The sequence below is a fragment of the Psychrobacter sp. T6-4 genome, assembly GCF_052258425.1.
Taxonomy (GTDB): domain Bacteria; phylum Pseudomonadota; class Gammaproteobacteria; order Pseudomonadales; family Moraxellaceae; genus Psychrobacter.
The window spans coordinates 76,441-92,966 of the sequence record NZ_JBQQEZ010000012.1; the positions used below are offsets into that span (position 1 = coordinate 76,441).

At 36.2% G+C, this 16,526-nt stretch carries 14 protein-coding genes; all 14 read right to left on the bottom strand.

Features of this window, described 5'->3' with window-relative positions; genetic code table 11:
* Positions 1–11: 11 nt before the first annotated feature.
* Positions 12–1,259 (bottom strand): sugar transferase, encoded by a 1,248-nt coding sequence (locus ACTXGE_RS09670; RefSeq protein WP_443541373.1) that lies wholly within the window; start codon positions 1,257–1,259, stop codon positions 12–14.
* A 156-nt stretch (positions 1,260–1,415) separates the two neighbouring features.
* Positions 1,416–2,561 (bottom strand): glycosyltransferase family 4 protein, encoded by a 1,146-nt coding sequence (locus tag ACTXGE_RS09675; RefSeq protein WP_443541372.1) that lies wholly within the window; start codon positions 2,559–2,561, stop codon positions 1,416–1,418.
* 60 nt (positions 2,562–2,621) lie between these two features.
* Entirely contained in the window at positions 2,622–3,608 is a 987-nt protein-coding gene (locus tag ACTXGE_RS09680; RefSeq protein ID WP_443541371.1) for a hypothetical protein, read from the bottom strand.
* Between the two features lie 208 nt (positions 3,609–3,816).
* Positions 3,817–5,169, bottom strand: a complete 1,353-nt coding sequence (locus ACTXGE_RS09685; RefSeq protein WP_443541370.1) for a phenylacetate--CoA ligase family protein — start codon at positions 5,167–5,169, stop codon at positions 3,817–3,819.
* Positions 5,170–5,357: 188 nt separating this feature from the next.
* On the bottom strand, positions 5,358–6,407 hold the full coding sequence (locus ACTXGE_RS09690) for a glycosyltransferase family 4 protein (protein WP_443541369.1): 1,050 nt from the start codon (positions 6,405–6,407) through the stop codon (positions 5,358–5,360).
* A gap of 135 nt (positions 6,408–6,542) precedes the next feature.
* Positions 6,543–7,625: a glycosyltransferase family 4 protein gene (locus ACTXGE_RS09695; protein WP_443541368.1), complete on the bottom strand. Its 1,083-nt coding sequence runs from the start codon at positions 7,623–7,625 to the stop codon at positions 6,543–6,545.
* 34 nt (positions 7,626–7,659) lie between these two features.
* The gene (locus ACTXGE_RS09700; RefSeq protein WP_443541367.1) at positions 7,660–8,667 is read right to left on the bottom strand and encodes a glycosyltransferase family 2 protein; all 1,008 of its coding nucleotides are present in this window, start codon (positions 8,665–8,667) and stop codon (positions 7,660–7,662) included.
* Between the two features lies 1 nt (position 8,668).
* Positions 8,669–9,796 (bottom strand): polysaccharide pyruvyl transferase family protein, encoded by a 1,128-nt coding sequence (locus ACTXGE_RS09705; protein WP_443541366.1) that lies wholly within the window; start codon positions 9,794–9,796, stop codon positions 8,669–8,671.
* An 11-nt stretch (positions 9,797–9,807) separates the two neighbouring features.
* A complete protein-coding gene (locus ACTXGE_RS09710; protein WP_443541365.1) occupies positions 9,808–10,788 on the bottom strand; it encodes a nitroreductase family protein in 981 nt (326 codons plus the stop codon).
* A 112-nt stretch (positions 10,789–10,900) separates the two neighbouring features.
* On the bottom strand, positions 10,901–11,689 hold the full coding sequence (locus ACTXGE_RS09715) for a glycosyltransferase family 25 protein (protein ID WP_443541364.1): 789 nt from the start codon (positions 11,687–11,689) through the stop codon (positions 10,901–10,903).
* A 1-nt stretch (position 11,690) separates the two neighbouring features.
* Positions 11,691–12,638 carry a polysaccharide pyruvyl transferase family protein gene (locus ACTXGE_RS09720; protein WP_443541363.1) on the bottom strand — a complete coding sequence of 316 codons (948 nt, stop codon included), beginning with the start codon at positions 12,636–12,638 and terminating at the stop codon, positions 11,691–11,693.
* Positions 12,639–12,645: 7 nt separating this feature from the next.
* Positions 12,646–14,064, bottom strand: a complete 1,419-nt coding sequence (locus tag ACTXGE_RS09725; protein WP_443541362.1) for an oligosaccharide flippase family protein — start codon at positions 14,062–14,064, stop codon at positions 12,646–12,648.
* A 47-nt stretch (positions 14,065–14,111) separates the two neighbouring features.
* The gene (locus ACTXGE_RS09730; RefSeq protein ID WP_443541361.1) at positions 14,112–15,137 is read right to left on the bottom strand and encodes an NAD-dependent epimerase/dehydratase family protein; all 1,026 of its coding nucleotides are present in this window, start codon (positions 15,135–15,137) and stop codon (positions 14,112–14,114) included.
* A 24-nt stretch (positions 15,138–15,161) separates the two neighbouring features.
* Positions 15,162–16,439, bottom strand: a complete 1,278-nt coding sequence (gene tviB / locus ACTXGE_RS09735) for a Vi polysaccharide biosynthesis UDP-N-acetylglucosamine C-6 dehydrogenase TviB (RefSeq protein ID WP_443541360.1) — start codon at positions 16,437–16,439, stop codon at positions 15,162–15,164.
* Positions 16,440–16,526: the final 87 nt, after the last annotated feature.

The window sequence follows — 16,526 nt, forward strand, 5'->3', positions numbered from 1 at the left end:
TTTCATTAATGTTAGCGTGACCCAAATCCAGTAAGGGTAGTATGAATCGTTCTAAAGAAAATCAGCAAATCTAAGGTAAAGGAAATATGCTTAATGTAGTAAAAATCGTATTCAATCTTTAACTGAGTCTCCTCAGCACCAGTTGCATAACCTTGATTGACCTGTGCCCAACCCGATATACCTGGCTTGACAATATGACGATAATTAAAAAATGGTACTTGCTGTTCGAGCTTGACCGCAAAATCAATAAACTCTGCTCTAGGTCCGATCAGGCTCAGCTCGCCTTTGATGACGTTAAGAAACTGAGGCAACTCATCGACTCTCGTTTTACGAATGAACTTGCCTACTTTGGTGATTCTATCATCATTATCAACTGTCAAAACTTCTTTCGCCTGCTCGCGCATGCTACGAAATTTGTAAACCTTTATAGTCTTGCCACGATAGCCTACTCTTGATTGTACATAAAACACCTTACCGCCATCTTCACGCTTGATAGCTAGTGCTGTCAATACACAAATAATGAGAGTCATCGGTAATAATAGCAAAATTATCAACACATCAAGGCAGTATTTGACCATCATATAATTGCCAGAAGGCAAAAGAGAACCCAGTTCATTCTCGTACAGGTGATTAATCTTGACTCTACCTGTCAAAGATTCGCGTATATTGCGATGATGATATACCGGAATGCCTTCTAGAGTTTTATTAGCGATGAACTCTTCCCACTCGTCGGTCAAGTCATAGCTATGCAGATCAGTGACAATACCATTGACCTCTTGGTCGAGGTTAGTGCTATCAAGTTTTAGCCACTGTGCTGTTGGTACCTGCTCTGGCATATCTATAGCGCGACCTACAGGGATATAGGCTAGTGTCTGAATCGTATTATGACGATTGATAATATTAACTATAAATAAAAAGCTAAGTAAGCAAAGACTACTTATACAGTAATAAGCAATAGAAAAAGGTAGATAGGTCAGACCAGATACCACTACGATAACGATAAACCAAAAAAAGAACACCGGTAGTATGTATAAGCTAGAATTAATACCAGGGAAGCGGCGTATCAGGTTTAGGGTAAATATAGTCGATACGGTGAGCATAGTACTGATAAAGACACTAAAAGTAGTCTGTTTAGCAATACCGAATATGGAGTACTGCCAATCAAAGAACAAATACGGAATCCAAGTACAAACGACTAAGCCAATAAGAAGCTGGACAGGCAAAAATCGTAAATACGTTAGTATCTTCTTATTGAACATAGTGACAGTCTTAAATATAGAGTAAGGAAAAATCGGGCAATTATAGCTTAAAAGACCATACAATTGATAAGTATTTTAAATAAGCTAAATACTACAAAAATAAAAGGCTTATAAATAGTCAATTAGAATCAAGGGTTTGCATAAGTATATACGCTCTTAGCGATTCAGTCCCATCTCATTTGTCATGACCTGATTGACCTTATGAACCTCAAACTTGTCTTCTGTGAGTTTACGAGAGGCCTGTCCCATAGTAGTAATCAGATCAGGACTGATGATTAGCTTCTCCATAGCTTCAGCCAACTCACCAACTGATTTTACAGGTACTAGATAACCGTTGCTGCCTTCTACTACGGTCTCGCGGCAACCGGGTGCATCAGTAGTGATAATAGGGCGACCCATAGCCATGGCTTCTAAGACCGAGCGCGACGTGCCTTCCCTATAAGAAGGTAATACGTAAATAGAGCTGGCAGCGATAGCAGGTCGTACATCGTCAAGCTTACCCCAATAATTAACAATACCAGTCTCTACCCATTCATCTAACTGCGCTTGATCAATGGCGGCTGGGTTCTCATCTATCCAGCCTACGAGATGAAACTCAGCTGCGGGATATTGCTGCTTAATTATTTTGGCAGCCTCGACGTACTCGACGACTCCTTTGTCTTTAAGGAGTCTAGCAATCAATAAAAAAGAAGGTTTAATCTGTCCTGCGTCATCTTGAGGAAACGGCAGTACGCTAAAATCTGCGACGTCTACCCCTGAGCCATTGACGACGATAGCAGGTGTATTTTCACCAAGCAAATTGAGGGTTTTGAATAAATTGAGATCGTCAGGGTTTTGAAAAAACACTTTGGTCGATTTGGACAAAGCCTGCTGATATAGACCATGGACGAGCTTTTGAAAGCCACTGCGTCTGCCAGACTCTTCAACCTCCTGAAATGTATAGCCAAGGCCCGATAATAGAATGAAGCGCTTAGGCACTTTTGCCAGCCATGCCGCTAGGGTGCCATAAATAATCGGCTTGATGGTATAAGACAACATATAATCAGGCTCTATATTGCGTAGTAGTCGATATATCGCTATTAGGGTCTTGGTATCTGATATAGGGTTAGTCCCTGTACGCTGCATAGGGACTTGGTGTAGGACATATCCTAAATCTGATAAGGTATCATAATCTTTGGTATGTGACTTTAGATCAGGCGCTATGATATGTACTTCATAACCTAGTTTGGCTATGGCCTCTAGCAGCTTACCTCGAAAGTTTAGAACGTGTGGTAGGTAGTTTGCACATATCAGAAATTTCATAAGTAGCACACAGTATATTGAGAGATAAATGAGGAGAGTTTATTAAGCAAACGGTCTAATTTAGTCCAAGCTCTTAGGCATAGGCTGGGTATGATGTTTTGTTCTTTTATCACTTCTTAATCTTGTGATATTACAATCTGCACAGACAAACAAAACATAAATAACAACGAATGGATAGCGATAGCGTACCGCAGTGCCATAGTTGAATACAACCAAACCATATACGGACATAGATAGCGCCATGAATAGCAGCCAAAAAGCAAGCTTATCAGGTCGAAGTTTCCATGCTTGACGAGTAATCAAAAACAAAACAGCTAATACTGCTAGGTTCTCTAATGATTGTACTAATTGAAGAGCACCGCCAGCTTCCCATGGTAACGGCTTAGCTAAGAAATACAACGCTGATGTTAAACCCTGAAATACAAAGTCACCTGCGCCAGTAATCAGATTAATGTCGTCTCTGTCACCACCATCTTCTACAAACATAGCTACTCTGAATTTGTTGACTAGCGGGATAGCAATAGGAGCGGAGAGCAACAGACCAACTAAACTAATAACACCAATCATCAATGCTTTAGCCAAACTCATACCTTTTCTGGCTACGTTGAATATGAAATATATTAGAACGATAGGACCCAAGATGAAGAAGTTTTGAAACTTTATTAGGTATATGGGTATGACAAAAAGAGCACTTTTAAAAATTTTAGATTCGCGAGCATAGATTATAGTAAGTGTCATAAAAAAGAAAATTAAAGTTTCTCTCAAACTTAATGCTGTATAAAGCGCTGCACTGGGAAATAGTAAGTAAAACCATATAGATACGTTAGTAAAGACTCTTTTCACATATAATACAAAGAACAGGATAATATATAAAAAAGTATTATAAAACCCTAAGCTTATGGGGGATACGGGAGTAGGAAATGGCATTAGTGCGAAGAACACACTAGCCTGTTTGACGTTACCAGTGCTTGTTAAGGCTTCTATAAACCCTAGCTCTCCATTCCTCAAATCATTAACAGAACGCAGGTATTGAAATTGATCAGGCATGTACGATGCATTAAATAAGACATCATTTAAGACAAAGGGTAGAAAGCAGTGTAGAGTCAATATAGCTTGATATTTTGGTGAAATTTTAAATTTATATCCGAGTATAAATATTAGTAACATGCACGTTAACAAGCTAGGAAGTTCAAACAACCTAGTGCCTAGAAAACCATAGCTATAAATCCAACTCATGTCTGACATCTAACTATCTCTATGGTTTAATATTGTTTTTAACGACTCTGAATTTACCACTCTTCTCTTTAGGAATACTGTCAACCACTTTTATATTGATCAGCATATCCTTACCAAATCGCTCGGATAGCGCGTGATGAAACTTTTCTTGTTGTTTTTTGTCGAAGTATTTATTGCCAACAACCATGACTTCCACTCTCTCCAACTCGTTTTGAACCACTTGAAACTGAATGATACCTGCAACACCTTTAGTGCTATTAGTGATATTAACGTAGTTAATTTTACCATTCGTAGGGGTTGAGATGTAATCTGTAGAACGTCCTTCTATAGCTTTGACTACTGGAAATACAGAACCACAAGAACACTTATGCTCTTTTGAAGCAAGTTCAATACGATCTCCGATTCGATAGCGAATCAGTGGTGTACCTTCAGTTGCAAAAGAAGTAACTAAAATCTCGCCTTCTTGAGCTGGTTGCAAATTCTCATCAACCACTTCAAATATCCCGGTCAGTGGATGAATATGAAGACTACCTTCTGTGCACTCTAAAATAAATGGTGCCCCTTCTGAGGATGCATACTGATCGGCAACCTTGCATCCTAAAACGGACTGGATGACCTCTCGGTGGACAGGAAGTATCGTCTCAGCAGTCGGAAAAAAAGCTTTCACTTTGTTCTCGAGCTTCAAATCTCGGTTTGCAGCCATTGCGCATAGCTCGTAAACACTAGAGGGAAAGCCCACTATAAACTCAGGAGCAAACTTACAAAATGCTTTCCAATACACATCGAAATTAGTATCGGTAATATGGAACGTCGAAAAAAAACGTATGCGATTGACATAGTCGTCTTTGTGACAAATTCCTTTCTTAAGATCTTTCTCAGTGATTATATTTTTGCCACTGAACCAAGCACACTTTTTGCCTAGCTTATATCCATATTGTGCTCTAAAATGATCTAATAGTGCATTACGTTCTTGAACGTTGTCTTTAGTGTAAAGCACTTTCATAGAGGCACCTGTAGTGCCGCCTGTAAAGTTTACGACAGCATCTTTTTCTTTTATGCTAGCAATCGCACCTAAGTTTTCAATAATATCTTTTTTGTATAATAGTGGAAAATCTTCCAAAGACTGGTAGTCCTTATATTTGCTATACCACTTAGAATTTATGACACTTTTGTCTAAGAAATTTCCTAATCGATTGCGTTGCTCTGATTCAATTTCAGATAATGAAGCATTCGAAAACTTTGCAAAATAGTCTCGATACTTCTGGTAGTTGCCCCCGTGTCTGACTCTATACTGGTAGGTGTTGAAAACACTGATAGCTAAATTCTGTACCAAATGTGGACTATAACGCCCCAGATCTTCTTTTAAAGACATACTAAATACCTGTTAGTTCCATATTTATAACTACATATGATTTTGTATGGGATATATAATAAGTTGTTTTGTCAGTAGAATTCGAACCAATCGGTCTACGATACTTTACGCAACCCTGATACTCTTAAGATCGATTAAAGGATTTAACTAGACTAGAACATTAATACTCTTTACTGATAAGACGTTCTTTATTGAATAGAAAGAATTCTTAGACAGTTTTGGTTAAAATCAGTTGAGTAATCTACTTTTTGATTCCAGTAACTATGGGCATTACCACTCAATCTCTCATAGGTTTTTCGGTCACTAATAGCATTTAAAACATTTTCAAGAACATGACCCCCATCTTTATAATGGATGGAATTCGAACCGTCAATGCAATAATTTGCTATCTCTCCCACAGGAGTGACAATAGGTACTAGTCCAAGTTGCATCGCCTCAGTAACAGCGATAGCCATTCCTTCATGACTTGATGTATTTATAAAAAATTTGGAGCTTAGAGCTTCTTCAGGATAATGGTTAGGTACTTTTTCACCCATAAAGAGAACATTGTTTTCTAGCCTTAATTTTTTTACCAAATCTTGTAGACCATCTAGCTCTCCACGATCTGGACCAAAGATATAAAACATCGCTTCAGGGACATGCTTATTTATACTCTCAAAAAAACAAATAGCTTTATCTAACCTCTTTTGCTTAGCAAGTCTTCCCCAAAAAACAAAATTATTTTTTCTATCGTTAGACAAAACCTGCTCACTCAGACCAGTGAAAAAAGAGATCACCTTTGTTTTACTACTATTTTTATTACTTGGAAATATACCATCTTTACTAGCTTGAGAATCACACCATACTTCATCTGCTAAAAATATAGCAGTACTAGTAACTATCTTATCAATACGATGAGCAAATTTATCAGCATGTATAAAAACAACCAACTTTAGTTTCTTATTACTGAATGCTCGTCTATAAATAGAATAGGCTATACCTATAATGCTAGTGCGCCACAGAGAGCAAACAAGTAAGTCAGGTTTTTGATCTAAAAGATAATTAAAGCCAGATTTATAAAACCTAAGAGAGTTCAGCTTACTACTTTTATCAATAGTTCTCATATAAGGTTGATTAGATAAAGACTCTCCACTTATAAACGCAACCTCTATGTTCAATTTGTCAGTAGGCTCTATCGAGCGTGCAGCTTGTTCAACTCCGCCAAGCCCATCACTAGGTATTAGATGTATGACTTTCATAACCAGCCTTAATTATATTAATAAATATGTTTTTGTTATTATTAATTTCGAATCTGTTAATAACCACGCCCAAAGTCATATAGGATTAATTATCATAAATAATAGTTATTGAACTAAGATATAAATTGTAAGATCTTACTTGCTACTTTCGTTTACTAAAGCCTCAACCCCTGCACTAATTTTGCCTAGTACTTTATCCTCACTAAATATCTTAGCCTTATCAATACAGGCATCATAATAATCGTCCGCATGATCAATTAATGAAAGTACGTTTTGTTGAAACTCTATAGAGTCTACATCTTCAGGAACAAAAGAGATGCCAGTTGTAGAACCGAAACCCTCTACAAACTCAGCACAGAATCCAGCACTTTCGGTTGTAATAGCAGGTACACCTCGTGCGTGTGCCTCAAGTAGCGTAGTCGCAAATCCTTCATGATGACTAGTAATAGCAAAACATTTGATACTATCGTATATAGTTGGTAACTCATTCCTATCAGCCCAGTCTTGTAACTCTATACTGCCTTCTAGACCGGCGAGTTTGATAGCCTTAACAATATTATCTTTTTCTTCACCGCGTCCCAAGATAAGTGCTTTGATTGGTTCGTCGCTTCGAGCATTAAGGCATTTAATTAAATCAATAAAGAGAGGAATATTCTTTTCCTGAGATAGCCTAGATATAATGCCTAAATCATACTTCTTTACTGCTTCAGATTTACCAAAAAACCAAGGTGATATACAGTTACCTACAAAATCAACTTCGACTGGAAAAGTAGCTAAGTTTTCTTTGTTTACACTAAATATCTTATCGCAGAAATGACTTGAGAATCTTAATAAACGATACTCAATATCACTATGACCCAATCCAGCGGCATTTTTTTTCTGTAGATATAAATGTAAGAGAGAAACCACTTTGAATCCTTGCAACTTGAACATTGGAGCAAGCCATAGGGAACCTAGGTCATTGAGTACAATAACCTTAACTCCAGCACGTTTGAGTTGCTTTGTAAGCGTTAAGGAGCTTGACAATCGTTTGGATTTGGAAGCGACTGAATTTATCTTGATTGTAGGGCAAGTAAATGTATCTGGTTCTGAAGTTAAGATTGAAGTAGCGATCCCTTTATCATTCATGTAACGACATAAATTCTCTATATAAATCTGACCACCGCCCCAAATTTTTTCACTGGAGGAATAAATACATACATCTATTTTTTTTTGCATAACTTCATACTCGTATTGTACATATTAATTATTATTAAGACCTATTTCTCACAAAGGTTTTATACAATGGATTAGTTTTTAATAAGCTTGTAACTTTCTTACGACAATTAAAAATAGAGTTTATAGATGAAGAAGGTAGTAATAGCACATGCCTGTAAAACCGTTCACTTGGTTTTCTGTAACGCAATGGTTTTATTAGAAAAGATGATATTTTTTTCGCTGTTGCGGCATCTTTTCTAATACAGTTCGCTCTTATATGACTCATTACTCGTGCATTGATATAGTCAACGATATCAGGTGAATAATGGTTCGGTAGATTATCGTATAAAAAAGCAGAGGATGGACTAACATCTTCTAGTTTTATAGCATCAATGGAATTTGGCTTGTCTTTGGACCAGTGACCAGTATCCATAGCACCGCCAGTGTCTTGTACATAGATACTAGTAATCGTAGTCGATATAGCTACAGGATAATTGAGTGCAACTCGTGCCCAAAGCTCTAGGTCTTCCCCGCGTTTGTAATCCTTAAAACCCTTATTGCTGTCAAAAAACTCTCTTTTTATAGCAGTACATGATGAGTTTAGAATGCTAATATTGACTTGTGATTCCAAGAAGTAGTTTATTAACTTAATCTCAGATTCTTCTTCATGATTTAAACTACCGTTAATAGCTTCTCTCTTGAGAGCTTTATGACCAGTAGCTATCATTTCAGCTTCAGGATGATTTTTGCTCACTTCTAACAAAGTCTCTAAATGATTAGGAAGCCAAATATCATCAGCATCTAAAAACGCAACCCATTTTGCTTTAGCTATTGCTATACCCTTGTTTCTTGCAGCAGACACTCCCGAATTATTCTGCGAAATAACTTGTAAGCGTGGATCGGTAATTTTTTGGACTACTGCTAAGCTAGCATCATTTGAGCCATCGTCTACGACTATTACTTCAAAATTTTTACATGTTTGAGCTAATACACTCTCTAAAGTTGAGAATATATAGTCCGCTTTATTATAAAGAGGGATAATGACAGAAAAAAGAATATCCATATCATTTACCAATATTAAATTTTGAGTTAATACTATTAACTAAAAAATTCTGCGAACGCTGTATATGTTTATCTATTTCTTTATCAATAATTTGGTAATCAATATCAAAATGAGACAGACTAACGTTTTTAGAGCTATCCAACAAGTGATCAGATAGACCAATTAATTCTAACAAATCTCTCATACGAGTATTGATACCAATATTACGATTAAACACACCTAAACGTCTCTTAAATATCAATCCAAATGCTAGAGCATGAAAAGACGTTGTCAGTATTAGTTCTGCATTTTTTACTAACCCAAGAAACTCAGCAGGCCCTTGTAAATAGTAGTTTTTGTCAACATATTTTAAATTTGCATTAACACCAATGAGCAAAAGTCCATGTCGCTTTGCTAGTTTCTTGGCTATAGTTTTGATATGTGTATTATTATCAAAATCGTAGATCAAGATGTATTTTTTATTCTCTAATTTCTCTACTACATAGCTATTCCATTTTTGCTCAGTAAGTAAAAAAACAGGATCTAATACTTGTTCTACTTCATCAAAACCTAGGTCATTTAGAATTCTTTTTCCTGATGTTTCTCTCACGGAGACAAAGTCTAATTTCGACACCTGTTCTTTGACAAAGCTAACATTTTCTATAGGAATAGCGTCAGTCGCAAAGCTAGCTGCGTAAGAAACTTTTACAGCCTCACTACCTTGAGCAAAATCCAAATAAAAAGCGGGGTCTTTACCATTTGGAAATAGTGGATTCCAAATCTGATCACTACCACAAATAAAGATATCAGCATCTTTTCTTATTTTTTTTAACTGTTCGTTATTTTTATAGCTTTTAGGGGTTATAGAAATATACATTTTTTCAAATGTATTGAAAATCCTTTTTCTTTTTAATAACTTGATGCGCTGCGGTAACTTCAATGAAATATAAGCACATTTGGTTAAGAGGTTCTTATTCCACCTTGGGCTTAAACACGAAAATAAATTATGGACGTCAGCTAAATAACTTGGCTTATACGCTATGCTTTCTGCCTCGTGACCATTCATTTTCAAAAACTCTACAAGAGCTAACTCTTGCAAACTAGCACCATAGTTATATACCTGATGGCAGGTTATTGTTTTAATCTTCATATAAAACCCAATTAATGAACGCTTAAAATATTATCAGTAGACCTACGTTCAGAGACTGCTACTCTAAACTCTTCCTTTAAATTACCAACGGCCAGCATCATGACCAATCGCTCATTTTTTGGTATACCAGCTAATGTCTTGATCTTATTTTCAACAACGAAAGGAACACAGGTATTAAGAGGACAAGAGCCTATATTATAATAGTGCAAGGCCAGCATAATATTCATCGAAAAAAGCCCTCCATCTACAAATAGCTGATTGCTTTCGTACTTAGTAAAGCCTTTAATATCACCAGTAATAACCATTAAGCCATTGATACAGTCTGTAAAACCCCCATTACCGTTTTGAATAGTGAGTAGCTCTTTCATAAGAGCTTTGTCATTATAGTAATGCACTTGCCAAGACTGTCTATTGCATACTGAGGGAGCAAACTTAGCCAAATCAATTGACTTTTCAACCGTATCAATAGGAACATCAATATCTGAAAAATCTCTAATGCTAAATCTACTTTTAACAAACTCATTGAAAGGCTTATTAGCTAGGCTTTTGACACTATCTCTTGTAACTTGCTTTGCTCCACCTTTGTATCTTAAATCGTCCTTCTCAACAAAATCGTCTATATTTTTTCTAATTTCGGCATCTATAGTATGATCGATACGGTCGTTAAAAGCCAAATAGTCTACTAAGCATTGTGCGATTGAAGAGGTAAGCTGCGAGGTACCATACTTTTGTATGTATAAATTACCTTTATCTAATAGCAACTTAATTTTTTCAGCTCCAAAACCTGGTCTAGGATTAGGTAAAGCAAGACCTTTCTCGACTATATGATATTGTTTAGTTAGATAGAATTCTAAATTGGCTTTATCAGGAAGCTTATTATTATTAAAACCAAATTTTAGATGATAATAAGTGTCATAGGTCTTGCTCAAGACCTCTCCGACTGGAGTGCGCCAGAATACCAAAGCATATGCTTTTTGTTTAAGAAGACTCATAAAATTTTTGTCCTTAACTATAACCTGTATGTCATGCCACACTAGAAAATAATAGTTTTACTTCAAATAATTAAATCATATATCTTTCAACTTAACAGTCGGTAAAAAATTTCTATTTTTTATCTTTTTTTTCTATATATGAATAAATTTTTAATGTTCGATACCTAATGTTTCGCTTCAGAAAACCCTTTACATTATAAGCGTAGCTGGTTTTCTTTGGTAATCTTTCTTGTTCTCTACCTTTCTGCAAATGACTTGTGGATAAGTCTAATGGATGCTCTACAAAGTCAGATAAATATATTCTATTAATATACTTATTTTTTTTCAAGTAACCCCAGTCATCCGCAAGAATGAACTTTGCTTTTGATAGACTTATCAATTCATTAGCCATTTCAGAACTTATAAGATAACAACATGTTCTATATACTAAATACTGACTTCTAATGGTCTTGTAAAATTTTTGTTCTCCTATATATTTGTTGTTCTTTCTACTTCTAATAATATATTTATTTAATGGATAGGATTGACCACCCATCAAGTGAAGGTCTTTTGGATTTATATTATCGCTTTTAAAAGTATTAATGAAAACCTTGAACCTCTTGTCGAGAATAACATCGTCTTCCAAAATACATGCCCACTCTCGTTGATCGCTTAGCAATTGCTGATAAGCCTTAATATGGCTTAAAGTGCAACCAATTTCACCCGGTATTGCAGCGAAACCTCTGCTAATAATAGTACCAACACTTTTGGATCTAATTGAATCCAATGCGTTTTCAGATAATTCCTTTCCGTAGATAGCATCTACAAAACTAAACTCAAGATCAAAATCTTTTAAAGTCTTACTAATACTTTCTCTCTTCTTAATATCTTGCTTCAACGAAACTATATAGATATGTATCATATTACTCATCCCAAACCGATGTTATTTCTAAGTCCTTTGTCCATAAATCATAGTATGAAGTATTCTTACCATAACTGTTATCGATAATAGAAGATGGAACATCAACTAAACAAGACAGAATATGTCCATGCAAACGTGAGGTTACTATTTTTTCATAACTTGAAAACCTCTTCGACATCCTAAAGGCTAAAAGTTGTGAATGACTATTCCATAATTTGAAGATTGTTTTATCTATTTTACTAGATCTCAGATACTTATTTAATCTAATCATTTTATGAATCGCATATGCTACTCTATGATCTTTTTTGGTTAGTAAATCGCTCCAGTCGACACAGTCATGACCTTTTATTTTTTCCTGCAATTTTAATTGCATAGGGTTTTTTTCGACATCATCACGAAGAAAGTATAAGACAGACTTCTTCTTTTTTGACTTAGGTAACTCACCATAGAGCTCGTGTGCCATATCTGGCATTAGATAAGCATTACTTGAAAACTCTTTAAAAATGTTATAAGTTATCTCGTCTCGAGCAAACATAATTACATTATTATGTGCTCTAAATATTTTCTTCGAGAGCTCCTCACTCTTATTATCTTCAAAAAAAGCAGTTTGTGGCAGAATAATGATTTTGTTTTTTGGAAAATGTTCTACTATATCTTCTCGTAACTTTTGATGAGTAGGATAGATATCACCAAAGTTTCCTCCTCCATGGCAGAGAATAGTCGTTTTAGGCGTTATTTGTTTTTTTAATAATTTAATATCTGTGTTATAAGTTGACAAATGAGCTTTTACATTAAGTGAATTATTCTTAAAAAATTTTATTGTTCCAAGTAAGATTAATAAATCACCCACGTTATGATGTAAAGGATAGTCTACAAAAACTATATCCTCTTTATCCTCAATAAAATCTAGTATTTTTAATAATTTGGCTTTCAAATCATACATACCCATCAAGTAATCATCTCCATTTTAAATGATTTTTTTTAAATAATATTAATATAATGACGAGAAATAAGAAGGTACTTATACATACTTGTAAACTTAAACTTATTAATAAACTTTCTTGATAGATAGTCTGTACTAACAACACAGTTATCGTAACAAGCATACCCAATATAATCGGAATCTTTAATGGGATCAGCTGTTCAGTTATAGAAAAATCACATATATTTTTCATTAAATATATACCTAAAGGGATAGTGATTATTATCCTAGGTATAGCTAGAGCTAATAAAGCTGTAGTAAGGCTATAGTTTTTAGTTAGAACAAGAGCAATCACAGTAACAATAGCTGCTATAAGCGATAAATATAAAAAATCTTTAGACCTTCCTAAAGCCTTGATGGCTATTCCAACGAACATACGACTATACATTATTGCATACATTACTGATATTATTTGCAAGAGTGGAATAATATCATTCCATTTCTCACCTAAAATTAACGGTATCCAATAACCTGCTGTTAATGCCATTCCTAAAAACATCGGAACAGATAGTAAGTTAAAATAATAAGTAGAAGATTGAAATGCGAATAGTAACTTATCTTTATTGTCCTGAACTGAAGAAAAAATCGGCAGTGAAATTCTTGTTACTGCAGCATTTAATATATTCAATGCTGTATCTGTTAGTTTAGTCGCCATGTGATACAACCCTAGAGCTGTAGGACCATGAAAAATTGTAATTAAGATACCTAAGACTCTAGTCAAGAAGCTCCACAGTAGTTTTTCTATCATAACGTAAAAACCAAAATTTATAGAATCTAAGAAAAATTTCTTATCAAAAGATAGTTTTTTCGGTATTAAGCTTTTTGTTGCAAAATACAACAATAGAAATGAAACAAACGACTGTACTATGTTTGCATATACTATACTCCATAAGCCATAATTAGAATAAGCCAATGGTATAGCAAAAATAAAGAAAGTAACTCTTGAAATTATAGTTCTATAAGCAAATATCTTAAGTTCTAAATTACGCATTAATAATGCAGTTGGAACTATGGACAACAATATCAATGAGGTACTAATACCTTCATAGATTAATACCTTTGAAATAATAGCTTGATTATTCATGTAAAGAACCAAACTAATAATTAGACAGACTAATAATGAAAATATAGACATTCCAATTGTTGCAGTCCAGAACGTTTGAACTTCATTATCGTTCAATTGCTTTCTTTGTATTACAACTTCATTTAACCCTAAGCTTAAAATTATTTGTACAAAACCTGATATGAATTGAGCAGTGGCAATTTTTCCATAATCTTCAGGTGTAAGTATTTTAGCTAAGAAGATTATTGAGAATACGCCTAATCCCATTGTAACTAGTGTTTCAATCAGTGACCACGCAGTTGCAGACTTTATTTTTTTGGCATTTAACAATTAAACTTCCAGTGTTATCAATATTTGTGCTTATAGTAATAGTAGAATTATTGTATGGTTTGTACATACCAAGGCATCGCTTTTTCTATACCCTGCGTAATGTTGAACTGCGGTGCATAGCCAAGTGCGTTTTGTATCTTGCTAATATCTGCCTGACTATGACGTACATCTCCCTCTCGGAAGTCGCGATATACAGCCTCTTGCGCGTAGTCCACCCCGTTTGCCGATAGGTTTTCTTTTAGAGCCACGTATAGCGTATTAAGTGTCGTACGACCTCCAACAGCGACGTTATAGACTTCGTTTTTGGCATTATCGTTGGCAGTTGCGGCCAAGATATTGGCCTGTACCGCGTTTTCGATAAAGTTAAAATCGCGACTGGTATCGCCATCACCATTGATATAGACCGTATCTCCAGTAATCATCGCCGATGTCCACTTCGGAATGACCGCAGCATACGCGCCATCTGGTGTTTGACGCTTGCCAAAGATATTGAAATAGCGTAAACCAATCGTCTGGAAGCCATAAGTGCGAGCGAATACATCAGCATATATCTCGTTGACATACTTAGTTACCGCATATGGAGACAGCGGATTACCGATAGCATCTTCTACCTTTGGCAACGCAGGATGATCGCCATAAGTTGAGCTACTAGCGGCATAAGTAAAGCTGGTCACCTGGGCATCGCGGGCGGCAACTAGCATATTTAGGTATCCTGAGATATTAGTCTCATTGGTCGTGATAGGATCAGCGATAGAGCGCGGTACTGAGCCTAGCGCTGCTTGGTGCAGCACGTAATCAACGCCTTGACATGCTTTCGAACAATCAGTTAACTGACGAATATCACCTTCTATAAACGTAAATCTTTCCCACTGATCAACACTTACTAAACTTTTTACTTCATCCAAATTATGCTGAAAGCCTGTGGCAAAATTGTCTAACCCCACCACTGTTTGATCAAGCAATAATAGTGTCTCAAGCAAATTAGAGCCGATAAAACCCGCTACCCCTGTAATAAGCCATGTCCTCGGCTCGTTTCTCAATTTATCTTTGATGATGTCATATGTGGTTGTCATGATACTCTCTATTACTTGAAGTGTTTATAATCGGATGTCTGTTTTATCTCTATTAAACACGTATTTGAGATCATAGAGTACGTGATCGTCTTTGCCCAATGCGCGTATGCTTTCTATATCCATGTCAATGAATTGATGATGGGCAACCGCCAGGATGATGCCATCATACTGATTGGCTAATGGTTCGCTAACTGGTGTAATATTATACTCGCGCTCAGCCTCGCTGCTGTCTATCCACGGATCATAGACATCCACTTCGATATTGTACTCTTCTAGCTCATGCACGATATCTATTACTTTGGTATTACGTACATCAGGACAGTTCTCTTTGAAACTTAGTCCTAATATGAGCACTCTTGCGCCTTCGACCTGAATGCGCTTTTTGATCATAGTCTTGACCAGTTGCGTGACGACGTACTCGCCCATACTATCGTTCAGACGACGACCCGCTAGTATAATCTCAGGATTATAGCCGATAGCTTGCGCCTTATGAGTGAGGTAATAAGGGTCAACACCGATACAGTGACCACCTACTAGACCTGGACGAAAGGGTAAAAAGTTCCATTTCGTACCTGCGGCAGTCAGCACAGCCTCGGTATCGATATTCATCTTATTAAAGATAACCGCTAGCTCATTAATCAGAGCAATATTGACATCTCTTTGGGTGTTTTCGATCACCTTGGCAGCTTCTGCTACTTTGATACTGGGCGCTTTATGAGTGCCTGCGGTAATAATTAAGTTATATACCTCATCGACGAAATCAGCAACTTGTGGCGTTGAGCCTGCGGTTACCTTGAGGATATTGGTCACTCGATGTTCTTTATCACCTGGGTTGATACGCTCTGGACTATAGCCTGCATAAAAGTCCTGATTGAATGTCAGTCCTGATACCTTTTCTAGTACAGGTATACAGACCTCTTCGGTTGCGCCAGGATAGACCGTTGACTCATAGACGACGATATCGTCAGACTTGAGCAAGCCACCGATAGCCTCTGATGCCTTAATCAAAGGTGTGAGATCAGGCTGTTTATAGTCATCAATAGGAGTTGGTACCGTTACGATAAAGAAGTTACAGTCTTTTAATGCTTGAATGTCTGAGCTATAGCTTAGATGCTTTGCTTGAGAGAGCTCTTCTTTACTAACTTCCAAGGTATGATCTGTCCCTGCCTGTAATGATGCAATACGACTTGCATTGATGTCGAAGCCAATCACCGAATGCTGCTTACCAAATTCAACGGCTAATGGCAAGCCAACATAGCCAAGACCAATGACTGCTATTTTTAGGTTATTGGTATCGAACATAACTTTCCTTAGACTAATTTTAATAGAATATAAATAACAAGACATCAACGCATACTCAACTAATGTGAGTATATATTAAATATCGAT